19 protein-coding genes, 1 pseudogene and 1 riboswitch are annotated in these 22,664 nt (G+C 71.3%); of the genes and pseudogenes, 13 read left to right on the top strand and 7 right to left on the bottom strand.

Translation table 11 applies throughout. The annotated features are described in order from the left end of the window. Positions 1-18: 18 nt before the first annotated feature. Positions 19-1,431, bottom strand: a complete 1,413-nt coding sequence (locus NUT86_RS13045) for a glycosyltransferase family 4 protein (RefSeq protein WP_026170311.1) — start codon at positions 1,429-1,431, stop codon at positions 19-21. Between the two features lie 239 nt (positions 1,432-1,670). On the opposite strand from NUT86_RS13045, the gene NUT86_RS13050 reads away from it, so the two are divergent. Next, entirely contained in the window at positions 1,671-2,312 is a 642-nt protein-coding gene (locus tag NUT86_RS13050; protein ID WP_159488421.1) for a TetR family transcriptional regulator, read from the top strand. Between the two features lie 243 nt (positions 2,313-2,555). On the opposite strand, the gene NUT86_RS13055 is transcribed toward NUT86_RS13050, so the two are convergent. Further along, positions 2,556-2,789, bottom strand: a complete 234-nt coding sequence (locus NUT86_RS13055; protein WP_159488420.1) for a ferredoxin — start codon at positions 2,787-2,789, stop codon at positions 2,556-2,558. Next, on the bottom strand, positions 2,789-4,240 hold the full coding sequence (locus NUT86_RS13060; RefSeq protein ID WP_274735290.1) for an aldehyde dehydrogenase: 1,452 nt from the start codon (positions 4,238-4,240) through the stop codon (positions 2,789-2,791). Before NUT86_RS13060 ends, NUT86_RS13055 begins: the two co-directional genes overlap by 1 nt. A 362-nt stretch (positions 4,241-4,602) precedes the next feature. Between NUT86_RS13060 and NUT86_RS13065 the strand changes: the two genes are divergently transcribed. The 6 genes from NUT86_RS13065 to NUT86_RS13090 all read left to right on the top strand — a co-directional run bounded on the left by NUT86_RS13065 (position 4,603) and on the right by NUT86_RS13090 (position 12,032). Next, positions 4,603-5,691, top strand: a complete 1,089-nt coding sequence (locus NUT86_RS13065) for an MBL fold metallo-hydrolase (protein WP_274735292.1) — start codon at positions 4,603-4,605, stop codon at positions 5,689-5,691. A 309-nt stretch (positions 5,692-6,000) separates the two neighbouring features. Beyond that, positions 6,001-6,122, top strand: a riboswitch (cobalamin riboswitch). 223 nt (positions 6,123-6,345) lie between these two features. Further along, the gene (locus NUT86_RS13070; protein WP_274735294.1) at positions 6,346-7,653 is read left to right on the top strand and encodes a prenyltransferase/squalene oxidase repeat-containing protein; all 1,308 of its coding nucleotides are present in this window, start codon (positions 6,346-6,348) and stop codon (positions 7,651-7,653) included. Next, a complete protein-coding gene (locus NUT86_RS13075; protein WP_274735296.1) occupies positions 7,653-8,336 on the top strand; it encodes an SCO2322 family protein in 684 nt (227 codons plus the stop codon). The genes NUT86_RS13070 and NUT86_RS13075 overlap by 1 nt, the downstream gene beginning before the upstream one ends. After that, a complete protein-coding gene (locus tag NUT86_RS13080; protein WP_266449039.1) occupies positions 8,333-9,499 on the top strand; it encodes a CbiQ family ECF transporter T component in 1,167 nt (388 codons plus the stop codon). Before NUT86_RS13075 ends, NUT86_RS13080 begins: the two co-directional genes overlap by 4 nt. Next, on the top strand, positions 9,496-11,124 hold the full coding sequence (locus tag NUT86_RS13085) for an ABC transporter ATP-binding protein (protein WP_274735298.1): 1,629 nt from the start codon (positions 9,496-9,498) through the stop codon (positions 11,122-11,124). Before NUT86_RS13080 ends, NUT86_RS13085 begins: the two co-directional genes overlap by 4 nt. Then, the gene (locus NUT86_RS13090) at positions 11,121-12,032 is read left to right on the top strand and encodes an ECF transporter S component (RefSeq protein ID WP_229838548.1); all 912 of its coding nucleotides are present in this window, start codon (positions 11,121-11,123) and stop codon (positions 12,030-12,032) included. Before NUT86_RS13085 ends, NUT86_RS13090 begins: the two co-directional genes overlap by 4 nt. A gap of 82 nt (positions 12,033-12,114) precedes the next feature. On the opposite strand, the gene NUT86_RS13095 is transcribed toward NUT86_RS13090, so the two are convergent. Both NUT86_RS13095 and NUT86_RS13100 read right to left on the bottom strand, forming a co-directional pair. Next, positions 12,115-13,344: an alpha/beta hydrolase family protein gene (locus NUT86_RS13095; protein WP_381282711.1), complete on the bottom strand. Its 1,230-nt coding sequence runs from the start codon at positions 13,342-13,344 to the stop codon at positions 12,115-12,117. Positions 13,345-13,700: 356 nt separating this feature from the next. After that, a complete protein-coding gene (locus tag NUT86_RS13100) occupies positions 13,701-14,870 on the bottom strand; it encodes a steroid 3-ketoacyl-CoA thiolase (RefSeq protein ID WP_018093338.1) in 1,170 nt (389 codons plus the stop codon). Between the two features lie 240 nt (positions 14,871-15,110). On the opposite strand from NUT86_RS13100, the gene NUT86_RS13105 reads away from it, so the two are divergent. From NUT86_RS13105 to NUT86_RS13120, 4 genes are all read left to right on the top strand, one after another. After that, positions 15,111-16,343, top strand: a complete 1,233-nt coding sequence (locus tag NUT86_RS13105) for a cytochrome P450 (protein WP_274735301.1) — start codon at positions 15,111-15,113, stop codon at positions 16,341-16,343. Between the two features lie 459 nt (positions 16,344-16,802). Next, entirely contained in the window at positions 16,803-17,423 is a 621-nt protein-coding gene (locus NUT86_RS13110; protein ID WP_093647389.1) for a DUF6230 family protein, read from the top strand. Then, the gene (locus NUT86_RS13115) at positions 17,414-17,833 is read left to right on the top strand and encodes a DUF6114 domain-containing protein (protein WP_274735303.1); all 420 of its coding nucleotides are present in this window, start codon (positions 17,414-17,416) and stop codon (positions 17,831-17,833) included. The genes NUT86_RS13110 and NUT86_RS13115 overlap by 10 nt, the downstream gene beginning before the upstream one ends. Before the next feature lie 144 nt (positions 17,834-17,977). After that, positions 17,978-18,676 carry a hypothetical protein gene (locus NUT86_RS13120; protein WP_274735305.1) on the top strand — a complete coding sequence of 233 codons (699 nt, stop codon included), beginning with the start codon at positions 17,978-17,980 and terminating at the stop codon, positions 18,674-18,676. 51 nt (positions 18,677-18,727) lie between these two features. On the opposite strand, the gene NUT86_RS13125 is transcribed toward NUT86_RS13120, so the two are convergent. Then, complete coding sequence (locus NUT86_RS13125; RefSeq protein ID WP_159488412.1) at positions 18,728-19,063, bottom strand: hypothetical protein; 336 nt, start codon at positions 19,061-19,063, stop codon at positions 18,728-18,730. A gap of 80 nt (positions 19,064-19,143) precedes the next feature. Next, positions 19,144-20,778 (bottom strand): annotated as a pseudogene (ctaD, locus tag NUT86_RS13130) (aa3-type cytochrome oxidase subunit I); the annotation flags it as partial. A 127-nt stretch (positions 20,779-20,905) separates the two neighbouring features. Here ctaD and NUT86_RS13135 point away from each other — a divergent pair. Both NUT86_RS13135 and NUT86_RS13140 read left to right on the top strand, forming a co-directional pair. Beyond that, positions 20,906-21,547 (top strand): RNA polymerase sigma factor, encoded by a 642-nt coding sequence (locus tag NUT86_RS13135; RefSeq protein WP_274735307.1) that lies wholly within the window; start codon positions 20,906-20,908, stop codon positions 21,545-21,547. Beyond that, positions 21,540-22,571, top strand: a complete 1,032-nt coding sequence (locus tag NUT86_RS13140; protein WP_159488409.1) for a CU044_5270 family protein — start codon at positions 21,540-21,542, stop codon at positions 22,569-22,571. Before NUT86_RS13135 ends, NUT86_RS13140 begins: the two co-directional genes overlap by 8 nt. Positions 22,572-22,664 lie beyond the last annotated feature (93 nt).

Consider the following 22,664-nt stretch of genomic DNA (forward strand, 5'->3'; position numbering starts at 1 on the left):
GACGGGCCGGTCGGGCCACTAGACGTGTCCGGCGGCGCTCGGCGCGGGCGCGGTGCCGGCGGCCCCCGCGGACGCTGCCCGGGGCAGGGTCCGGGCGCCGGACCGGTCTCTCTGGAGGGCGATGGCCTCGCGGTAGCGCTCGGCGGTGCCGAGGGCGGCCTGACGCCAGGTGAAGCGGGCCAGCACCCGCTCCCGGCCGGCCGCGCCGAGCCGGCGGCGCAGTTCCTCGTCGCCCAGGAGGCGGAGCAGCCCGCCCGCCAGCGCACCGGCGTCCCCCGGAGGCACCGCGAGACAGGTCTCGCCGTCCGGGCCGGCGACCTCGGGGATGGCGCCGCCGGTGGTGGCCAGTAGGGGCGTGCCGGTGGCCATCGCCTCGGCGGCGGGCAGCGAGAAGCCCTCGTAGAGGGAGGGAACACAGGCGATCTGGGCGCTGCGCACCAGGTCGACGAGTTCGGTGTCGCTGATGCCCTTGACGAACTCGATGGCGCCGGACAGTCCGAGCCGCTCTATGGCGGCGGCGACCGGCCCGTCGTCGGCACGCTTGCCGACGACCACCAGATGCGCGTCGGGGTTCTCGGTGCGCACCTTGGCGAGCGCCTCGACGAGGTGGATCAGCCCCTTGAGGGGGACGTCCGCGCTGGAGGTGGTGACGATCCGGCCCGGCACCTCGGGCACCGAGGCATCCGGCGAGAACAGGTCGGTGTCGGCGCCGATGTGGACGACATGGATGTGTCCGGGGCGGACCCCGAGATCGTCGACGATCTCCTGGCGGGAGGAGCCGGAGACGGTCAGCACGGACGGCAGCCGCCGGGCCACCCGCTTCTGCATCCGCGTGAAGCCGTACCAGCGGCGGACGGAGGCCCGGCGCTTCCAGCCGTCGGCGGCCGCCAGATCGAGCCGCCGGTCGACGGTGATGGGGTGGTGGATGGTGGTGACCAGCGGCGCACCGAGCGCGCCGGGGCCGCCGAGGAGGCCGTAGCCGAGGGTCTGGTTGTCGTGGACGACATCGAACTGGCCGCGACGGGCGGCGAGATGGCGCCGGGCCCGCAGCGAGAAGGTCAGCGGCTCGGGGAAGCCGCCGGTCCACATCGTGCCGACCTCCAGGGCGTCGATCCAGTCGCGGTACTCGCCGCGCTTCGGCGTACGGAACGGGTCCGGCTGGCGGTAGAGGTCCAGGCTGGGCAGTTCGGTGAGCGTCACCCCGTCGTCGACGACGGGGTAGGGCTGGGCGCCGATGACCTCGACGGTGTGGCCGAGGCGGGCCAGTTCGCGCGAGAGGTGGCGTACGTAGACGCCCTGTCCGCCGCAGAACGGGTTCCCCTTATACGTGAGCATCGCGATCCGCAGGGGACGCTCGCCGTTCGTCGGGGCGGAGGCCGGGGAGGCCTCTGCGGGGCGAGGCGCGGCTGCCTGGACGGCCTCTGCGGTCACGCTCGGCCCCCTTCTCACTGGACTTTCGCCGGAGCGTAACCGCTGGCGGTAATCTAGAACAAGTTTCAGAACTGATTGGCTACTGATCAGTTCACCGAGCTTCGAATCTACCGGCCGAGAACGAGGCGAAAAGAGCCGCACCAGGTGATTCGCGCCACCACCCGCCCCCCTGCCATGCTGTGCCGAGCACACCACCGGCACTCGCCGCATCGCGGACGGAATGCCACGGAATGGGAAATATGACTACGGAATCCAAGGCGGCCAGACCGACCCTTCCCGCGAGTCCTCCCCTGACCGAGCGTCAGGAGGCCCGGCGCCGCCGCATCCTGCACACCAGCGCCAAGCTGGCGTCCCGTGGCGGCTTCGACGCCGTGCAGATGCGCGAGGTCGCCGAGTCCTCGGGCGTCGCGCTCGGCACCCTCTACCGCTACTTCCCCTCCAAGGTGCATCTGCTGGTCGCCACCATGCAGGACCAGCTCCAGCACATGCACGAAACGCTGCGCAAACGCCCGCCGTCGGAGCAGGAACCGGGCGCGCGGGTGGCCCAGACCCTGATGCGGGCCTTCCGCGCACTGCAGCGCGAGCCGCATCTCGCGGACGCGATGGTGCGCGCGCTGACCTTCGCGGACCGCTCCGTCAGCCCCGAGGTGGACACCGTCTCCCGGCTGACCACCGCGATCATCCTCGACGCGATGGGGCTGGACGGCCCCGCCACCCCCGAACAGCTCTCCGCGGTCCGGGTCATCGAGCACACCTGGCACTCGGCCCTGATCACCTGGCTGTCGGGCCGGGCCTCGATCGCCCAGGTGAAGATAGACATCGAGACGGTCTGCCGGCTGATCGACCTGACCTCGCCGGACCGCGAGAGCGGTAGGCGGTAAGCGGTAAGCGGTAAGCCGTAAGCGTAGGCCGTAAGCGTTAACCTCGGCCTCGCCACGGGTAGTTGGCCCGCAAGGGGTCCACCGACCCCCTACGGGACGCCACTCCACGCCCCGTACGGGCCCCCGCTCCGGGCTCCCGCCACGGAACTCCCGCTCCGGGGCTCGCGCCACAGGGCTCCCGCCCCGGGGCTCCCGCCCCCGCACCCCGGGCCGCCCCGACCCCGCCTCCGGCGAGGCCGCCGCTCATTCCTCCGGCGGGAAGACCGCCTCGCCGCTGCCGGACACGGTGAGGGTGATCGCCTCCACGGGGCACCCCTCGGCCGCCGCCAGGACGCTCTCGGCGGCGTCCGCCTCCGGCGCCACCGGGTGCGACTGCCGGGCCGTATCCAGCCGGAAGCCGTCCGGGGCCGTGGCGGCGCACATCCCCGACCCGATGCAGACGCTCCGGTCCACCACCACCTCCCAGCGGTCCCCCATCAGGCACCCGCCGGCAGATGGATCATCTTGTGCTCCAGGTATTCGCCGAAGCCCTCGGGCCCGAACTCCCGCCCGATGCCGGAGTTCTTGTAGCCGCCGAACGGGCCGAGCATGTCGATGCTGAAGGTGTTCACCGAGTACGTACCGGTGCGCACCTGCCGGGCGACCTCGATGCCATGGTCGACATCGGCCGTCCACACCGAGCCGGAGAGCCCGTAGTCGGAGTCGTTGGCGATCCGCACCGCCTCCGCCTCGTCGTCGTACGGCAGCAGACAGATGACCGGGCCGAAGATCTCCTCACGGGCGATCCGCATGGAGTTGGCGACCTCGCCGAAGAGGGTCGGTTCGACGTACCAGCCCGTGGCCTGTTCCTTGGGACGGCCGCCGCCGGTCAGTACCTTGGCGCCCTCCTTCTGCCCGAGCGCGATGTAGTCCAGCGAGCGCTGCTGCTGACGGCGGGCGACCAGCGGGCCGACTTCGGTGGCCGGGTCCAGCGGGTCGCCGACGGTGAGCGCCGAGGCCGCCGCGGTGAACCGCTCGGCGATCTCGTCATAGCGGCTGCGCGGGGCGAGGATCCGCGTCTGGGCCACACACGCCTGTCCGTTGATCATCCAGGCGAACGGCACGATGCCGGCCACCGCCGCGTCCAGATCCGCGTCCGGCAGGATCACCGCCGCGGACTTGCCGCCGAGCTCCAGCGTGACCCGGCTGAGGTTGCGGGCCGCGACCTCCATGACCCGCTTGCCCGCCGCCACCGAGCCGGTGAACGACACCTTGTCCACGCCCGGATGCCCGACCAGGTACTCGCTCACCTCGCGGTCCGCCGGCAGGATCGACAGCACCCCCGGCGGCAGTCCGGCCTCCGTCACGATCTCCGCGAGCAGGTAGGCGTCGAGCGGGGTCTCCGGTGACACCTTCAGCACCACCGAGCAGCCGACCAGCAGCGCCGGCGCGAGCTTGGCCGCGGCGGTGAACTGCGGGACGTTCCACGGCACCACGGCCGCGACCACTCCGGCCGGCTCCCGCCGCACCAGCAGCGGTCCCAGCACCCCGCTCCGCCGCTCCTCGAACGGGAAGTCGCGGGCCACCGTGAGCGCCGCGTCCCACACCAGCATCGCGGCCAGCGACTGCACCATGACACCGGAGGTGAAGGGGGTGCCGTTCTCCGCGCTGATGACCTTGGCGATCTCCTCGCTGCGGGCCGCGAAGGCGTCCTTGATACGGGTCACCACCGCGATCCGGTCCGCCAGCGGGGCGTTCGCCCACACCCCTGACTCGAAGGACGTACGGGCCGCGGCCACCGCACGGTCGACATCGGCCCGGGAGGCGTGCGGCACCCGGCCGATGACCTGTTCGGTGTGGGGCGAGACGACCTCGATCGTGTCGCGGCCGGCCGGATCGGCCCACTCACCGCCTATGTAGAGCTTGCCGTGCTCGACGAGGTCGCTCATCGCTGCCGCCTCCTGCGGGTTGGCCGCCTGTCCGGCGGTCCCTGCCGGTTCCCTGTCTTTGCCGAGGTGCATCGTCGTCGCCAATGCGCATCGCCATTGCCGGGGTACGTCGTGGCTGTTGAGGTACTTCGCGTTGCCGAGGTACTTCGTCGCTGCCTACGGACATCGGATGCGCTTGCCGGCGGTGCGTCAGACCCACTCACCGCATCAGGAACTGATACCAGTTCTAGTTCGAGGAGTCCACGGCACCGGCCGAATCCCAACTCACCGCAGCCGAAGGGGCACTTCAAGCCGCATTGAAACCAGTTCTAGTTATAGTGAGGCCGGGTACCGGGTGTATGCCGCACCGAGAGGGGACCGGGATGACCACGCAGGTGACCGACCACAAGGGCGGGGTGTGGAGCATCGCCGTCCCCATCCCGGACAACCCGCTCGGCCACACCCTCGTCCACCTCCTGGAGACCGACCGCGGGCCGGTGCTCATCGACACCGGCTGGGACGACCCGGACTCCTGGGACACCCTCGTCGCCGGCGTCACCGCCTGCGGGTTCGGCCTCACCGACCTCCACGGCGTCCTGATCACCCACCATCACCCCGACCACCACGGCCTGTCCGCCAAGGTCCGGGAGGCCTCCGGCGCCTGGATCGCGATGCATGCCGCCGACACCGCGGTGGTCCGCCGCACGCGCGAGGCCGAACCGGGCCAGTGGCTCGATTACCTGCTCACCAAGCTCGCAGCGGCGGGCGCACCGGACGACCATCTGGCGCCTCTGCGGAAGGCGCGCGCCACTGGGGGCGGCCGGAAGCTGCCCGGCCGGCGGGCCGCGCTGCCGGACCGCGGTATCGACCCCGGCGCGCTGCTCGACCTGCCGGGGCGCCGGGTGCGCGCCATCTGGACGCCCGGTCACACCCCCGGGCATGTGTGCCTCCACCTGGAGGAGGAGCACCCCTCGGCGCGGACCCCCGGCTTCGGCCGGCTGTTCTCCGGCGACCACCTCCTGCCCGGCATCACCCCGCACATCGGCCTGTACGAGGCCCCGGACGACGGTCTTGGCGCGCACGATGGCGCGCACGAAGGGGAGAGCCTGCGGGAGGGCACCGACCCCCTGGGCGACTACCTCGACTCCCTCGAACGCGTCGGCCGGCTCTCCCCCGCCGAGGTGCTGCCCGCCCATCAGCACGCCTTCACCGACGCCGGTGGCCGGGTGCGCGCGCTGATCGCCCACCACGAGGAGCGGCTGGCCCGGCTGAGAGCGCTGCTCCAGGAACCGCGCACCGTCTGGCAGCTCGCCGAGACCATGGAGTGGAACCGCCCCTGGGAGCAGATCCCGTACGGCTCCCGCAACATCGCCGTGTCGGAGGCCGGGGCCCATCTGCGCCGTCTGGTGAAGCTGGGGCATGCGGAGGGGGTGCCGGGCTCCGATCCGGTGACCTACCGGGCGGTGGGGTAGCTCGGTCGTCTCGCCGTCGCCTTCTGTGGCGAGGCGAGGGGCGGGTGTGGCGAGGCGAGGGGGCGGGCCGCTTGACGTGTGCCCGGCGCCTGGCCTCTTCGGCGCCCCGGCAGCAGGTTCGGTGCCCAGCACGTTCGGCACCCCGGCAGGTTCAGTGCCCAGCTCGTACCCGGTCCTCGTCCCTCCGGCTCGTCCGGCTCGTCCGACTACCGTCCCCCCGGCTCCCGTCCCCCCGGCTCACGCCCGGCTCATGCGCGGCTCCCCCCGGCTCGCGCCCACTTCCGTCGGCTCGTACGTGCGAGCGAGCGCCCGGCGGGTGCCGGTTAAGGTGTGCGGGACAACTTCATCCGTACCCGATCGGGGGAAGCCGGTGGAAATCCGGCGCTGACCCGCAACCGTGAGGACGGCCCGTCCGTACCGCGCCGGCTGGACCGGCAGGGACGGCCGTACGAGCCGGAGCACCCGAGGGGGCACGACCAAGGCTCCCGCCACCGGAAACGTCCGCCACACGGACGGCCGGTGCGCGGCACCGTCGAGGTATACGGAGCTGAGCCCGGTGCCACCGCGTCGCGATCCGAGGGGATCGGCGCGCGGGTGGTCGGCCGAGCGTGGCTGCGTACATCGCCGCGACCCGACCCGAGAGGCACCGACCCGATGGCCCCCATGGCTTCCATGGCTCACCAGGCCCCCCTGACGCACCCCGCCGCCTTCCTGGCGCGCCGCGCCGCCACGGCGCTGGCGGCCGCGGTGGTGCTGGGCACGGCCGCTGCCCCCGCCGCGTACGCCGACTCCCCTTCCGCGTCCCCCACGAAGCTGCCGGACGGCCTGTACGGCACCAAGGACCCGAAGTACGACGGGGTCTGGCGGCAGTCGCTGGCACTGCTGGCACAGGACACGGTGGGGCTGCGGCCCGCGGCGTCCGCCGTGCGCTGGCTGGTCGGGCAGCAGTGCGCCGACGGCGCGTTCACCGCCTTCCGCGCCGAGCCCGGCAAGCCCTGCGACGGCAAGACCATGCGGGACACCAACCAGACGGCCGCCGCCGTGCAGGCACTGGCCGCGCTCGGCGGGCACGGTGACACCGTGAAGAAGGCCGTGGGCTGGCTGAAATCGGTGCAGAACGAGGACGGCGGCTGGAGCTCGATGGCCGGTTCGCCCAGCGACGCCAACTCCACGTCCGTGGTCATCGGCGCACTCGCGGCGGCGGGCGAGAAGCCGCAGTCCGTGACGTCGAAGAAGGGCGACAAGACCCCCTACGACGGGCTGCTCACCTTCCAGCTGGGCTGCGACGCGAAGGAGGGCGAGCGCGGCGCGTTCACCTTCCAGCTCAAGGGCGCCGCCCCGAACGCCGACGCCACCGCGGCCGCCGCGATCGGAGCGCTCGGAAAGGGCTTTGTCGTCGCGCCCGCAGATCAGCGCGCAAAGGCCCCGGTCAAGCCGCTGAACTGCACGGATGCCGGGGGCGAGAAGGCAGGCAAGGGCGATCCGGCGCAGGCCGCGGAGGGTGGCGACGCCTTCCTCGTCGCCCAGCTCGACAAGAACGGGCAGCATCTGCTCTCCGCGATGCCGGGCGCCGAGAAGCAGCCCGACGTCGGCAACACCGCGGATGCCGTGGTGGCGCTGGCGGCCGGTGGGCACGGTGCCGCCGCGGCGAAGCCGCTGAAGTGGCTGGAGAAGAACGCGGCGGAGTGGGCCGAGCAGAGCGGCCCCGCCGCATACGCCCAGCTGGTGCTGGCCGCGCACGCCACCGGCACCGACCCGCGCTCCTTCGGCGGCACCGACCTGGTGGCAGCGCTCAACGCCACCGGCCCGAAGCCGGCCGCCGCGCCGAAGAAGGACGCCGGGGACTCCGACGACTCCGCGGACGGCGGCGCCATCAGCGTGTGGTGGGTCATCGGCGTCGGCCTCGCCATCGGCGCCGGCATCGGGTTCCTGCTGAGCAGCCGGAAGAAGAACCAGCTCTGATGCGGCGTTCCAGGATCGCCGGCGCCGTGCTGCTGGCCGGTACGGTCACCGGCCTGGCCGCCGGGCCCGCGCAGGCGCAGGAGTACCGCTACTGGTCGTTCTGGGACGGCAAGGGCGGCTCCTGGGCGTATGCCACCCAAGGGCCGGCCACTCTGCGGCCGGCCGACGGCGCGGTCGAGGGCTTCCGTTTCACCGTCGGCGCCGACTCCGCCGCGGCCGGCAAGCCGCGCGGGGCCGCCGACTTCGACGCGATCTGCCGCGACACCCCCGCCAAGGACGGCCGTAAACGGATCGGCATCGTCCTGGACTTCGGCACCGCGGCGGACGCGCCCGGCGGGGAGCGGCCGCCGAAGGCCAGGGCCGAGTGTGCTCAGGTGTCGGAGGACGCCTCGGCGGGCGAGGCGCTGGCGGCGGTCGCCGGGCCGCTGCGCTATGACGCCAACGCCCTGCTGTGTGCCATCGCCGGCTACCCGAAGGCGGGGTGCGCGGAGGCGGTGAGCGGGTCGAAGGGGCAGGCGTCCTCCGCCGCGCCGTCCGCGGGGGCGGGGGACCGTGACGGCGCAGACGGCGAGGGCGACGGGAGCGGGGACGGCGGGCCGTCCGCCGGGCTGCTCGGCGGGGGCGCGGCCGTCGTCGTCCTGGGTGCGGCAGCGGTGTGGCAGGCACGCCGCCGACGCGGATGAGCGCCCCGCAGGCGACCCGCACCACCGCGCTGCACGCCGGCGCCTGGTGGCTGTGGGCGCTGGGCCTGGCCACCGCGGCCTCCCGCACCACCGATCCGCTGCTGCTGGGGCTGCTGGTGGGCGTGGCCGGCTATGTCGTCGCGGCACGTCGTACGGACGCGCCGTGGGCCCGCTCGTACGGTGCGTTCGTCAAGCTCGGGCTGGTCGTGATCGCCATCCGGCTGGTCTTCGCCTTCTTCCTGGGCTCGCCGATTCCCGGTACGCACACCCTCGTCACCCTGCCCGAAGTGCCGCTGCCGGACTGGGCGAAGGGCGTCCGGATCGGCGGCCGGGTCACCGCGGAGGGCATGGTCTTCGCCCTGTACGACGGGCTGAAACTGGCCACCCTCCTCATCTGTGTGGGCGCCGCCAATGCGCTCGCCAACCCCGCCCGGCTCCTGAAGTCCCTGCCCGGTGCGCTCTACGAGGCGGGCGTCGCGGTGGTCGTCGCGATGACCTTCGCCCCGAACCTGGTCGCCGACGTCCAGCGGCTGCGCGCCGCCCGCCGGCTGCGCGGGCGTCCCGACCGCGGGATCAAGGCACTCCTCCAGGTCGGGCTGCCGGTGCTGGAGGGCGCGCTGGAGCGCTCGGTGGCACTGGCCGCGGCCATGGACGCACGCGGCTACGGCCGCAGTGCCCAAGTGCCGCCCGCCGTACGCCACACCACGTCCGTGCTCACCCTCGGCGGGCTGCTCGGCGTCTGTGCGGGAACCTATGGGCTGTTGGGCGACACCGGGGGCGGCTACGGGCTGCCGCTGCTGCTCGCCGGGCTGGCGGCGGCGCTCGCCGGGCTGTGGCTCGGTGGCCGCCGGTCGGTGCGCAGCCGCTACCGGCCCGAGCGGTGGGGCGCCCGCGCCTGGCTGGTCGCGGGCTCCGGCATTGCCGTCGCCGCCCTGATGATCTGGGCGAACGACTATGCGCCGGCCGCCCTGCACCCTCCCGCCGTCCCGCTCACCGCCCCCGTCCTCCCTCTCTGGCCGGCCGTTTCCGTTCTCGTGGGGCTGCTGCCCGCGTTCGTCGCCCCGCTCCCGTCGAGCGCGGACCGGGCCGGGTCCGGTGGTGCGTCCCGTGGCGGTCGCCGTGCCTCTGATGCTGTTCCCCGTACGAAGGAGCCCACCCAGTGATCCGGTTCGAGCAGGTCTCGGTCACCTACGGCGATGCCGCGGCGCCCGCCGTCCAGGGCATCGACCTGACCGTTCCCGAGGGCGAACTGTGTCTCCTGGTCGGCCCCTCGGGCGTCGGCAAATCCACCGTCCTGAACGCCGTCTGCGGCCTCGTCCCGCACTTCACCGGCGGCACTCTGCGCGGCCGGGTCACCGTCGACGGCCGGGACACCCGCACCCACAAACCGCGTGAACTGGCCGATGTCGTCGGCACCGTGGGCCAGGACCCGCTGGCGCACTTCGTCACCGACACCGTCGAGGACGAACTCGCCTACGGTATGGAGTCGCTCGGCCTCACCCCCGAGGTGATGCGCCGCCGGGTCGAGGAGACCCTCGACCTGCTGGGCCTGGCGGAGCTGCGCGACCGCGCGATCACCACGCTCTCGGGCGGGCAGATGCAGCGGGTGGCCATCGGGTCGGTCCTCACCACCCACCCCAAGGTCCTGGTCCTCGACGAGCCGACCTCCGCACTCGACCCCGCCGCGGCCGAGGAGGTGCTCGCCGTCCTCCAGCGGCTGGTCCATGACCTCGGTACCACGGTCCTGCTGGCCGAACACCGCCTGGAGCGCGTGGTCCAGTACGCCGACCAGGTCATCCTGCTGCCCTCCCCCGGCGCTCCCCCGGTCATGGGCACCCCCGCCGACATCATGGCCGTCTCCCCCGTCCACCCCCCGGTCGTGGCGCTTGGCCGCCTCGCCCGCTGGTCTCCTCTCCCCCTCTCCGTGCGCGACGCCCGTCGCAAGGCCGCTCCCCTGCGCGAGCAGCTGACGGGGGTCCCGCCACAGGCGCCGGGAAGGAGCGCGGAGGGCACGCCGGCAGCGTCGGACGCTGCCGCGGAGGTCTCCGGGCTCGGTGTGCGCCGGGGTCGGACCGAGGCACTGCACGGGGTGGATCTGACCGTGCGGGGCGGCGAGACGATCGCTCTGATGGGGCGTAACGGTGCGGGGAAGTCCACTCTGCTCACCACCCTCGTCGGTATGCATGAGCCGTCGTCCGGCACGGTGCGGGTCGGTGGCGCCGTCCCGCACCGCACCAGCCCCCGGGCCCTTCTGCGGCACGTCGGCCTGGTCCCCCAGGAACCTCGTGACCTCCTCTACGCGGACACCGTCGCCGCCGAGTGCACCGCGGCCGACCAGGACGCCGGCGCCCCCGCCGGCAGCTGCCGGGCCCTGGTCGCCCGGCTGCTGCCGGATGTCCCGGAATCCGTTCACCCCCGTGATCTGTCCGAGGGCCAACGGCTCGCCCTTGCCCTCGCGGTCGTACTGACCGCCCGTCCCCCACTGCTCCTTCTCGACGAGCCCACCCGCGGGCTGGACTACGCCGCCAAGGCCCGTCTGATCGAGGTGCTGCGCACCCTGGCCGCCGAGGGCCATGCCATCGTCCTGGCCACCCATGACGTGGAACTCGCCGCCGAACTGGCGCACCGTGTCGTCATCCTCGCCGACGGCGAGATCGTCGCCGACGGTCCCACCGACGAGGTCGTGGTGTCCTCGCCTTCCTTCGCACCGCAGGTCGCCAAGGTCCTCGCCCCGCTGCCCTGGCTGACCGTTCCCCAGGTGGCCCGCGCTCTGGAGGCCCTCGCATGACCGTGCCCCCACCCCGTCCGGAGGGCCTCGGACCCGTCTCCGGATCCGGCTCCGGCTCCGGCCGCCCCGGCGCCGGTCACCAGGCCCGTGCCGTGCGGCTCGGGCCCCGCTCCATCGCCGCGCTGGCCCTGATCTCGGCCATCGGCGTGATGGCTTTCGGCTGGCCGCTGCTCGCCGACTCCGCCTCCGGGCTCGCCCATTCCAAGGACGCGCCCTGGCTGTTCGCCGCGCTGCTGCCGATGCTGCTCGCCGTCGTCGTGGCGACCATCGCCGACACCGGTCTGGACGCCAAGGCCATCGCGATGCTCGGCGTACTGGCCGCGGCCGGGGCCGCGATGCGCCCCCTGGGTGCGGGGACGGCCGGCATCGAGCCGATGTTCTTCCTGATGGTGCTGTCGGGCCGGGTTCTGGGGCCCGGGTTCGGGTTCGTGCTGGGTTCCGTGGCGATGTTCGCGTCGGCGCTGCTGACCGGCGGTGTCGGCCCCTGGATGCCGTTCCAGATGCTGACGATGGGGTGGGTGTCGATGGGCGCCGGCCTGCTGCCGGGGCCCGACCGGCTGCGCGGCCGCGGTGAACTCGCCATGCTCGCCGCGTACGGAGCTGTCTCCGCCGTGCTCTACGGCCTGGTCATGAACCTCCAGGGCTGGCCCTATATCGCCGGCCTGACCTCAGGGGTCTCCTTCGTTCCCGGCGACCCGCTCAATCAGAACCTCGCCCGCTATCTCGCCTACTGCCTTGCCACCTCCCTCGGTTGGGACCTCCCCCGGGCCCTGGTCACCGTGATCCTCACCTTCACCCTCGGGGGCACCGTGCTCAAGGCCCTGCGCCGTGCCACCCGCCGCGCGGCCTTCGATGTCCCCGCCTCCTTCGCTCCCGAGTCCCCCGGAGGGGCCGCCGCCTCCCGGTGACGTGACCCGTGCCCTGGCCCTTGCCCGGCGGGTGATCGTCTGCCCGAGCCTTTGGACGGCCCTGGCGCCCTCCGGAGCCGTATCAGCGGGCGACGGGCAGTGTGCGGGCTATGGAGGGCTGCGAGCGCAGGAAGGACACATAGTGGTCAGCGTCGGCCCCTTGGTCGACGGCCTTGGCCCTGACCCCGTGGCCCGTCAACTGCCGTGCGCAGCTACGGGTGTTGGCTATGGGGACGTCCCGGTCGCCGGTGGCGGAGTAGAGGGTTATCCGCACTCCTCGGCCCGGCTTCCAGTCGCAGGTGCGGTCATTGACGCGGAGCGCTTCCAGCAGGGCGCCGGAAGGGTGCCGGAGCTTGCGGTACCAGGTGTCCGTCAGCAGGTCTTCGAGGCGTTCGGGCAGCTTGCCGGCGATGTCTTCCGCCGGGTGCTCACTGTCGAAGAGGTCCTCGACCCGGTCGGCGTAGGGGGCTCGGAACACCTCGGCGGGATCGTTGTAAAGCGGATGCAGGCGGTTCTGGGCCGTGAGGAAGAAGGAGAGGTAGAAGACGGCGGACCGGGGGTCGATACGGCCGTCGAACATCCCGGGGAGTTCCGCGCCGACGAGGTCGTACGGCCCGCCGACCGGAGCGAGCATCCCGAGGCGGAAACGCGGATCGGCGCCGCGGTGCAGCTCGCGGCCCAGTGCCATGGCGACCTGCCCGCCCTGGGAGAAGCCGGTGACGGACACCGTGCGGTCAAGGGTGGCGCCAAGCTTGGGGGCGGCCGAGTGCGCTGCCCGGAGCATGTCGAGGGAGGCCGAGACGGAAGACCGGGCGTCCATGTACGGGTGGCGTCCGGGGCTGGCGCCGAGGCCGAGGTAGTCGGGGGCGAGGGCGACGCGGCCGGCCGAGGCGTACAGCACCGACACCGCCCGGTCGGGGCCGTCCGCCATCGAGGGGGCGTAGCCGCGGTAGGCGAGGGTGCCGTGGGTGTGAACGACGGGCGGGAGATGGCGGGAGTCGCCGCCCGTGGGGAGGGCGAGCAGGCCGGAGGCGGTGGTGGGTCGGCCGTCGGGGGTGATCGTGCGGTAGGTCAGGCGGTATGCGGCGACGCCATGCCTGGCGGTGCCGGTCTCCAGGCCCTGTTTCTGTGCCTGGCCGATGACCTCGGCCCGGCTCTGCCGACCGAGGGGCGTGAGCGAGAGGAGTGTCCCGCGCCCCTGGCCACTTCTCGGTGCGGCGACGGCGTGAACCGACTCTCCGGACTCTGCCCGCTGCGTCGTGAAGGCCGCCGGCGCCGCGAGGGCCGGGGCCGTGGTGAGCGCCGCCAGCACGAGGGCGGCGCCTGGCACCAGGGCGCGCGGGACGCGTCGTTGCCCGCGCGGTGTTCCCGCCTCGGCCGGCATACCGGATGCGGCCGGACCGTCGGAGGCGGGCCTTACGCCGGCCGCTGCCGGAGGGGAAGAGGAGGAAGCGGAAGAGGAGGAAGGAAAGAAAGAAGAGGAAGAGGGGTGCTGCCGCGGTGTTCTGTTCGTCATGTCGTTGACGGTACGGAGATCACGCGCCTTGCAGAATGCGGCTTTCCACCCAACTCAGCTGTGGTTTTCCTCAGGTTGGGGAGGGGCCCAGCAACGCCCCGGCAACACCCCCGCCCCCCGCACTGCGGTCCTCGGCGGTAGGCGGCTGTCCGCTACAGCCGCTGGATGATCGTCCCCGTTGCCAGTGCCCCGCCCGCGCACATGGTGATCAGGGCGAATTCCTTGTCCCTGCGTTCGAGTTCGTGCAGTGCGGTGGTGATCAGCCGGGCGCCGGTGGCGCCGACCGGGTGGCCGAGGGCGATGGCGCCGCCGTTCACATTCACCTTCTCCAGGTCCTGTTCGAAGACCTGCGCCCAGGAGAGCACGACGGACGCGAAGGCCTCGTTGATCTCGACCAGGTCGATGTCCTTGAGGGACATCCCGGCCTTGCCGAGCACCGCGCGGGTGGCGTCGATGGGGCCGTCCAGGTGGAAGTGCGGATCGGCGCCGACCAGCGCCTGGGCCACGATGCGGGCCCGCGGCTTGAGTCTGAGGGCGCGCGCCATGCGCTTGGAGGCCCACATCAGCGCGGCGGCGCCGTCGGATATCTGGGAGGAGTTGCCCGCCGTGTGGACGGCGGTCGGCATCACGGGCTTGAGGCCGCCCAGCGCCTCCATGCTGGTGTCCCGCAGCCCCTCGTCGCGGTCGACCAGCCGCCACATGCCCTGGCCCGCGGCCTGCTCCTCCTCGGTGGTGGGGACCTGGACGGCGAAGGTCTCCCGTTTGTAGCGCTCCTCGGCCCAGGCGGCGGCCGCCCGCTCCTGTGAGATCAGGCCGAGCGAGTCGACGTTCTCCCGGGTCAGCCCCCGGTTGCGGGCGATGCGTTCGGCCGCTTCGAACTGGTTGGGCAGATCGACATTCCACTCGTCGGGCCAGGGCTTGCCGGGGCCGTGCTTGGAGCCGCTGCCGAGCGGCACCCGGGACATCGCCTCGACGCCACAGCCGATGCCGATGTCGATGACACCGCCTGCGATCATGTTGGCGACCATATGGTTGGCCTGTTGGGAGGATCCGCATTGACAGTCCACGGTGGTCGCGGCGGTCTCGTACGGGAGGCCCATCGTCAGCCAGGCGTTGCGTGCCGGGTTCATGGACTGTTCGCCGGCGTGGGTGACGGTGCCGCCGACGATCTGTTCGACGCAGTCGGGCTGGATGCCCGTACGGGCGAGGAGTTCGCGGTAGGTCTCACCCAGGAGGTAGGCGGGGTGGAGGTTGGCGAGCGCACCTCCGCGCTTGCCGATGGGGGTGCGTACTGCTTCGACGATGACGGGTTCCGCGGCCATGACTGACTCGTCCTCTCCTCGCGTCCGCGGATGTTCCGGCACCCACGGAAGAAGAACTAGTACGCGTTCTAGTTCTACAAACAGTCTTATGAGACGCCCTCCGGGGCGCAAGGGGCGTGCAACACCCTTGTCCACAACCGGAGTCGCCAGACCCCTTGCCACTTGTAGAGCGCGTCATTACCTTCACCGCACCCATACCTGATGAACCGTCAGACGTCTCGGATGGACCAGGAGTCGCCGATGCCATGTCCCGCGCTGCCCGACGGGTTCGACTTCACCGACCCCGACGTCTACCAGTCCCGCGTTCCGCTCCCCGAGTTCGCACAGCTGCGGCGGACCGCGCCCGTGTGGTGGAACGCCCAGCCGCACGGTATTGCCGGCTTCGGTGACGACGGGTACTGGGTCGTCACCCGTCATCAGGACGTCAAGGAGGTGTCCACCAAGCCCGAGATCTTCTCCGCGAGCCTCAATACCTCGATCATCCGCTTCAACGCGGCCATGACCCGCGACCAGATCGACGTACAGAAACTCATCATGCTGAACATGGACCCGCCCGAGCACACCAGGGTCCGCCAGATCGTGCAGCGCGGCTTCACCCCGCGCTCGATCCGGGCCCTGGAGGACGCGCTGCGCCACCGGGCGGAGCAGATCGTCGCCGGGGCGCGCCGGAAGGGCTCGGGGGACTTCGTCACCGATGTCGCCTGCGAACTCCCCCTCCAGGCCATCGCGGAACTCATCGGCATCCCCCAGGACGACCGGGCGCGCATCTTCGACTGGTCGAACAAGATGGTCGCGTACGACGATCCCGAACTGGCCATCACCGAAGAGGTCGGCCTCAATGCGGCCACGGAGCTGATCTCGTACGCGATGAACCTCGCCGCGGTGCGCAAGGAATGCCCGGCCAAGGACATCGTCAGCCAACTGGTCGCGGCGGAGAACGAAGGGAATCTCGGCTCCGACGAGTTCGGCTTCTTCGTTCTGCTGCTGGCGGTGGCCGGCAACGAGACCACGCGTAACGCGATCACCCACGGGATGCATGCCTTCCTCACCCATCCCGACCAGTGGGAGCTCTTCAAGCGCGAGCGCCCCGGGACGGCGGCCGAGGAGATCGTCCGGTGGGCGACCCCGGTGGTCTCCTTCCAGCGCACCGCCACCCAGGACACCGAGCTGGGCGGCGCGGAGATCAAGAAGGGCCAGCGGGTGGGGATCTTCTACTCCTCCGCCAACAACGACCCGGAGGTCTTCGACCACCCCGAGGTCTTCGACATCACCCGGGACCCCAACCCCCATCTGGGCTTCGGGGGCGGCGGCCCGCACTTCTGCCTCGGCAAGTCCCTGGCGGTCCTGGAGATCAACCTGATCTTCGGCGCCATCGCGGACGCCATGCCCGGCATCTCCCTGGCGGGCGCCCCGCGCCGGCTCCGCTCGGCCTGGCTCAACGGCGTCAAGGAGCTGCAGGTTCACTACGGTTGACGGCGGCGCCGCGGCGTAGGAGAGCGGCGGCGGAAGCGGACGGTAAACGGGCGGGACGCTCACTCCGATCACGGAGGGTGGGCGTCCCGCTGATGCGTGGACCCCTATGACCCCGCGGCGTGCCGCACCTGCCCGTAGGGGCCGTCGGCCCGCCATCCGGGGCGCGCGAAACCGCGCCGAGGAAAAGCCGGACCAGGGGTATGTCCGAAACCGGTTCCTCCCTCAACCTTGCCAGCTGTCATTGGCAGACTTACATTCAACTCGCCAGTAACACTCGGCAGTTAGCCCGTTGCGCGCACCGCTCAGCACCGTCTGCGCCCCCGAGCCGCATCTTCTCCCCCATGCGCTCACCCCCGGCTCCTCCGCGCGTTTCAGCACCACACGCAACCCTGCACTCACGCATTCCCCCCACACGTTTCGACGGTGCGCTCCACCGCTCTTCGAAGGGGACATACCACCATGAAAGACGCACACGGCAGACCTGTCACGGGACGGATCAGCTGGCGGAAGTTCGCCGTGCTGTCCGTCCCGGCGCTCGCCGGCACCGCCGCCCTGGGCATCGCCCTGGCCAACGGGGCGCTGGCGGCGTCGTTCGCCGTCTCGGGACAGCAGTTCAAGGTCTCCGCGGACAGCCTCAAGGGCGACGGATTCGCCCAGTACGGCAGTGTCGACACGAACGCCAGGGGAGACCTCCTGCCGGTCGCCGTCACCGCCATCAAGACCGCCCAGCTGAACCATCTGTGCCAGTCGGTCGTCACCCATCTGCCCGTCGTCGGCGATATCTCGCTCAACCTCAGCGCCGGTACGGGCAGCACGCCCGTCGAGGCGACCAACCTCTTCGTGGACGCCACCCAGCTCTCCGGCAACGCGTCCTTCCACCAGATCGAGATCGGCCGGGACGCCTCCACCCTCGACAAGGGACCGGACAGCGCCCAGGGCATGCAGGACCTCTTCGCCCAGCAGGCCGATGACGTCAGCATCAGCAAGCTCCGGCAGACCGCCTGGGCCACCAATGCGGGGACCTTCAAGCTGTCCGGTCTGAGCATGAAGATCTCCAAGGGCAAGAAGGAATGCTTCTGACCTGGCGGCGCTGGCGGACGGGACGGCCCTTCTGGGGCGGTCTGGCGGCCGTCATCGCCGGCGCCGAGATCTGCGCCATCCCTCTGGCACCGCTGAAGATCATGCTGCAACAGGGGATCGCCGGCATCCCGTCGGTCCTGATGGGGCTGGTAATGATCGTGATGGGGCTCTCGGCGTGGTTCGCGCCGCACTACCGGGGTATCGCGGGTGTGCTCACCGTGCTGTGTGCGGCGGCCGCGCTGGTGATGTCCAACCTCGGTGGCTTTCTGATCGGCACCGTCATCGGGATTCTCGGCGGCTCGATGATCTTTGCCTGGCAGCCGGTCACTCCGACGGGACCCGAAGCCCCCGAGGCGCCCGGGTCCGCTGCCGCGCCGGGCGGCGGCGCGCCCGCGCCCTGCGAGCCCTAGCCACCTCCCGCCCGCCGTCCGCCGTCCGCCGCGCCCGCCCGTACGCGTACCCCCACGCCTTCGTCCGCGTACGGGGCGGACCGCTGCCCGCGCCACCCGCCGCACCGCTCCTCCGGCACCCCACCCCTCAGAAGGAGAACCACGATGACGATGACGCACCCCACCCGCCGTACGCCCCGTCAGCGCGTCTTACGCACCGCCGGAACCGGAATCGTCGCGGCCCTCGGTCTGGCCCTCGCCGTGACGAGTCCCGCGACGGCACAGCCGGCCGGGACGCCGTCCGCCGCCGCGCCGTCCACGACCGTGAGTCCCGCGGGTCACAGCTTCACCGCCAAGCTGAGCGGCAAGGCCACCTTCAAGGCAGGTTCGGTGACCGTCACCTGCTCGACCTCGGTCTCCAGTGGGCAGGTGCCTGCCGCGCCCGGCAACCAGAACCCGGAAGGCCCGGTGAGCAGTTCCACCACCCCGGCGACCTACGGCTCCTGCACGACGAGCATGCCGGGTGTCAGCGCGACCGTCACCACGACCGGCACCTGGGGCGTGGCCATGCAGTACGGGACGCCGGTGACCGCCGGACTGACCATCCCGGCCGGCGGGTTCGTGCTCAAGACCAGCGGGCTGGCGTCCTGCACGGTGACCGCGGCGCCCACCTCGGCGGCAACGGTGAACGGCAGCTGGAGCAACGGCGCGCCGTCCACCCTCACCTTCACCAATGCGTCGGTGCCGGTGAAGGTGGTGGGCGGCTTCGGCTGTCCGACCAGCGCGACCAGCTCGACGTTCAACGCCGCCTACACGGTCAGCGACACCACCGATCCCGCATCCCAGATCACCGTCACCGGCTGAGCACCGGCTGAGCCACGGGTGGCGTCCGTTGTCCGAGCGGGCGTCACCCTCTCAGCGTGCGTTCAGACCGGCGGCCACCACGGTCACCAGCACCGCCACGGCCACTGTGCCGCTCAGGAACGCGGTGATCAGCCGGCGCCGCAGGGCCCGGTAGACGCCTTCGTACTCGGTCCGCAAAGCGGCGCTGCGGGTCGCGATGCGCTCCAGGTAGGTCCGCGACGCATCGCGCTGGTCCTGGCAGTAGCGCAGCTCCACTTCCCGCCGCTGGGTGTCGGTGAGCCAGGGCAGACCGGCGCAGAAGTCCTGCGCGCGGGTGCGGGCCCGGTCCTTCTCCGCCTCCCAGAGGAGAAATCCCTCGATCTCGTTGACGGCCTGGTCCAGCGGCATTTCCGCTGCCCTCCGCATTCCTCCGTCCCGCCCCGTTCCCTCGGCCTTCTGCATTTGTCCGCCCCTCCGCCTTCCCTCGCTCATGTGCGTGCCCCGATTTCGGTGGGGGCGGCGTCCTCGGCGGCCGCCATGGCTTCGATCTCGCGTGCGATCTCCGGGTGGTGCAGGTCGAACGCCGGGGATTCGGAGCGAATACGCGGCAGCGTACGGAAGTTGTGCCGCGGCGGCGGGCAGGACGTCGCCCATTCCAGCGAACGGCCGTATCCCCAGGGGTCGTCGGTCTCGACCTTCCGGCCGTACTTCGCGGTCTTCCAGACGTTGTAGAGGAACGGCAGAAGGGAGAGCCCGAGGAGGAAGGAGAAGATGCTGGAGAGGGTGTTCAGAGTGGTGAATCCATCGGCGGCGAGATAGTCGGGGATACGGCGCATCATGCCTTCCGCGCCGAGCCAGTGCTGGACGAGGAAGGTGCCGTGGAAGCCCACGAACAGCGTCCAGAAGGTGATCTTGCCGAGCCGCTCGTCCAGCATCTTGCCGGTGAACTTCGGCCACCAGAAATGGAACCCGGAGAACATCGCGAAGACGACGGTGCCGAAGACCACGTAGTGGAAGTGCGCCACGACGAAGTACGAGTCGGAGATGTGGAAGTCCATCGGCGGCGAGGCCAGGATCACACCGGTCAGACCACCGAACGTGAAGGTGATCAGGAAGCCGATCGCCCACAGCATCGGCGTCTCGAAGGACAGCGAGCCCTTCCACATCGTGCCGATCCAGTTGAAGAACTTCACACCGGTCGGCACCGCGATCAGGAACGTCATGAACGAGAAGAACGGCAACAGCACACCGCCCGTCACATACATGTGGTGCGCCCACACCGTGACCGAAAGACCGGCAATCGAAATCGTCGCCGCAATCAGACCGATGTAACCGAACATCGGCTTCCGGGAGAACACCGGAATGACCTCGGAAATGATGCCGAAGAACGGCAGGGCGATGATGTACACCTCGGGGTGGCCGAAGAACCAGAAGAGGTGCTGCCAGAGCAATGCGCCACCATTGGCCGCATCGAAGACATGCGCACCGAATTTACGGTCCGCCTCCAGCGCGAACAGCGCCGCCGCCAGCACCGGGAAGGCCAGCAGGACCAGCACACCGGTCAGCAGCACGTTCCAGGTGAAGATCGGCATCCGGAACATCGTCATGCCGGGCGCCCGCATACAGATGATCGTCGTGATGAAGTTGACCGAACCGAGGATCGTGCCGAAGCCCGAGAGGGCCAGACCCATGATCCACATATCGCCGCCGATTCCGGGGGAATGCACCGAATCGGAGAGCGGGGCATAGGCGAACCAGCCGAAATCCGCGGCTCCTTGAGGCGTCAGAAAACCACCGACCGCGATCAGTGAACCGAAGAGGTAGAGCCAGTAGGCGAACATGTTCAGCCGGGGAAAGGCGACATCGGGCGCGCCGATCTGCAGCGGCATGAGCCAGTTCGCGAATCCGGCGAACAGCGGCGTCGCGAACATCAGCAGCATGATCGTGCCGTGCATCGTGAACGCCTGGTTGAACTGCTCGTTCGACATGATCTGGTGGCCGGGACGGGCCAGTTCGGCGCGCATCACCAGGGCCATCAGACCGCCGAGGCAGAAGAAGGCGAACGCGGTGACCAGGTAGAGCGTGCCGATGGTCTTGTGGTCGGTGGTCGTCAGCCACTTCACGGGAAACTTCATGCCCGGTAGGTGTCCGGAGCCGTCGCGATCCTCACTGCCCGCGGGGACAGGGCGGGGTGGGAAGTTTCACCCCGGAGGGTGTGAAGATCGGGGCCATGCCGGACACCAAGGGTTCATGAGCACGGACGACGCCTTCGCCGAGGCCTATCGCGCGCACTACTGGGCGGTCAGCCGCTTTGTGGCGCGGCGGCTGGACGGGCAGGCACTTGAGGTCGAGGAAGTGGTGGCGGAGGTCTTCTCCATAGCCTGGAGACGCCGCGCCGAGCTTCCCGACGCGCCGCTGCCCTGGCTGTACGGGGTGGCCCGGAACTGTCTGGCCAATACGGTGCGGGGGCTGGGCCGTTACCGGCGGCTGCTGCACCGGCTCGGCAATCACGAGGCGGCGCACCGCCGGCAGACCGTGGACAGCCCGGACGCCGAGCGGCCCGGTTCCTGGGTGCATGAGGCGCTGGCCCGCCTCTCCCCCGCCGACCAGGAGGTGCTGCGGCTGACGGCCTGGGAGGAACTGACCATCGAGGAGCTGGCGGTGACCCTGGGGTGTGGCCAGAGCGCGGCGGCCATGCGGCTGCACCGGGCGCGCGGCCGGCTCCGTACCCAGATCGAGCGGATGCGCCGGCGCGAGACCGCCCGGCCCGAGGCGCCTCCACCACGGACCGACGCGCCCCCCGCGCCGGCACCGGCCCCGCGCCCGGCCACTCCCCGCCCCCTCTCCCCCCACCCCGTACCGACCCGAGCGGGAGGCCGCCGCCATGACTGAGGAACTGGAGCTGCTGCGGCAGGCCGACCCCGTCTCCGCCGACGAGGGACCCTGGCGCGACCGCCCGCTGACCGCGCGGGCTGAGGCCCGTCTGGCGGCGCTCACCACCGGTGCCGTACCGCGCGGCCGCCCGCGCCCCGTGCGCCGGCGCCGTCTGCTGATGGGCCTGACCGCCGTGTCGGCGGCCGCCGTCGCCGCCCTGGTGCTCACCTTCTCCGGCGCCGGCAGCAGCCCCGCCGTCGCGGCGCCCGCCGCCCTCCCTCTGCACGCCGACGCACCGTCCGTGTCACTGGACCTCCTCGCCCGCAGGGCGGAGGCCAGGGCGCGGACGGCGGCTGCCGAGGACGGGCCGCGGCGGGGCAGCCATCTGCAGAGCTGGTACATGAGCATGGAGACGGGCCCGGACGCCGCGCCCCCCGTAACCGTGCCCGAGGAGCGCATCACCAGCTGGAACGACGACGGCAGCGGCTCGGAACTGGTTGTGGCCACCGACCCCCGGCACCCGGGCCGTCCGGTGATCCACGACAACGACGGCGAGTGGCAGACCGTGAGCGACGGCAAGGTCCTGCACCGCAAGACCTATCCGGCGGGCTCGGAGGCCCAGCACAGCGGGCTGGCCGGCCGTACCAAGCCCCCGAAGGACGCCGGGGCGCTGCGTGAACAGCTGTCGTGGCTGTACGGCGGGGCGGGCGGCACCAGCACCACGCCGCAACTGCTGTCGGCGCTCTCCTCGTTCCGCCAGGAGTGGACGCCGGGACCGCGGGAGACGGCCGCCATCGTCCGGATGCTGGCCGATGCGGACGGTCTGCGGCAGGCGGGGGTGGTCACCGACCGGCTGGGCCGGCGCGGGCAGGCGTATGTGTACGACGGCCCGGACGGCGCAACGAATTCCACCCGCCAGATGGTGATCCTCGATCCGCGTACCGGCGAACTCCTGGGCCTGGAGATCACCTTCACCAAGGACGAACCGGAGTTCCGGATCAGGTCGGGGGAGGTCATGTCGTACGAGGCATGGATGCCGTGAGGCGCCGGCGGCCCGGGGACGGAGCGGCGTACCGGGCCACGCCCCCGAGTGGCGGGGCGGGCGGTCATGACTGATCCTTGAGGGAACGCGACG

The organism is Streptomyces sp. G7(2002), assembly GCF_028870195.1.
GTDB classification, from domain to species: Bacteria; Actinomycetota; Actinomycetes; order Streptomycetales; family Streptomycetaceae; genus Streptomyces; species Streptomyces nigrescens.

Bases quoted from the DNA above. Each gene is read 5' to 3' on its own strand.
- NUT86_RS13060 (WP_274735290.1), bottom strand. From the start codon at position 4,240: ATGAGCGACCTCGTCGAGCACGGCAAGCTCTACATAGGCGGTGAGTGG.
- NUT86_RS13090 (WP_229838548.1), top strand. From the start codon at position 11,121: ATGACCGTGCCCCCACCCCGTCCGGAGGGCCTCGGACCCGTCTCCGGA.
- NUT86_RS13120 (WP_274735305.1), top strand. From the start codon at position 17,978: ATGACGATGACGCACCCCACCCGCCGTACGCCCCGTCAGCGCGTCTTA.
- NUT86_RS13140 (WP_159488409.1), top strand. From the start codon at position 21,540: ATGACTGAGGAACTGGAGCTGCTGCGGCAGGCCGACCCCGTCTCCGCC.
- NUT86_RS13070 (WP_274735294.1), top strand. From the start codon at position 6,346: ATGGCCCCCATGGCTTCCATGGCTCACCAGGCCCCCCTGACGCACCCC.
- NUT86_RS13115 (WP_274735303.1), top strand. From the start codon at position 17,414: ATGCTTCTGACCTGGCGGCGCTGGCGGACGGGACGGCCCTTCTGGGGC.
- NUT86_RS13105 (WP_274735301.1), top strand. From the start codon at position 15,111: ATGCCATGTCCCGCGCTGCCCGACGGGTTCGACTTCACCGACCCCGAC.
- NUT86_RS13125 (WP_159488412.1), bottom strand. From the start codon at position 19,063: ATGCCGCTGGACCAGGCCGTCAACGAGATCGAGGGATTTCTCCTCTGG.
- NUT86_RS13100 (WP_018093338.1), bottom strand. From the start codon at position 14,870: ATGGCCGCGGAACCCGTCATCGTCGAAGCAGTACGCACCCCCATCGGC.
- NUT86_RS13055 (WP_159488420.1), bottom strand. From the start codon at position 2,789: ATGGGGGACCGCTGGGAGGTGGTGGTGGACCGGAGCGTCTGCATCGGG.
- NUT86_RS13135 (WP_274735307.1), top strand. From the start codon at position 20,906: ATGAGCACGGACGACGCCTTCGCCGAGGCCTATCGCGCGCACTACTGG.
- NUT86_RS13110 (WP_093647389.1), top strand. From the start codon at position 16,803: ATGAAAGACGCACACGGCAGACCTGTCACGGGACGGATCAGCTGGCGG.
- NUT86_RS13075 (WP_274735296.1), top strand. From the start codon at position 7,653: ATGCGGCGTTCCAGGATCGCCGGCGCCGTGCTGCTGGCCGGTACGGTC.
- NUT86_RS13065 (WP_274735292.1), top strand. From the start codon at position 4,603: ATGACCACGCAGGTGACCGACCACAAGGGCGGGGTGTGGAGCATCGCC.
- NUT86_RS13050 (WP_159488421.1), top strand. From the start codon at position 1,671: ATGACTACGGAATCCAAGGCGGCCAGACCGACCCTTCCCGCGAGTCCT.
- NUT86_RS13080 (WP_266449039.1), top strand. From the start codon at position 8,333: ATGAGCGCCCCGCAGGCGACCCGCACCACCGCGCTGCACGCCGGCGCC.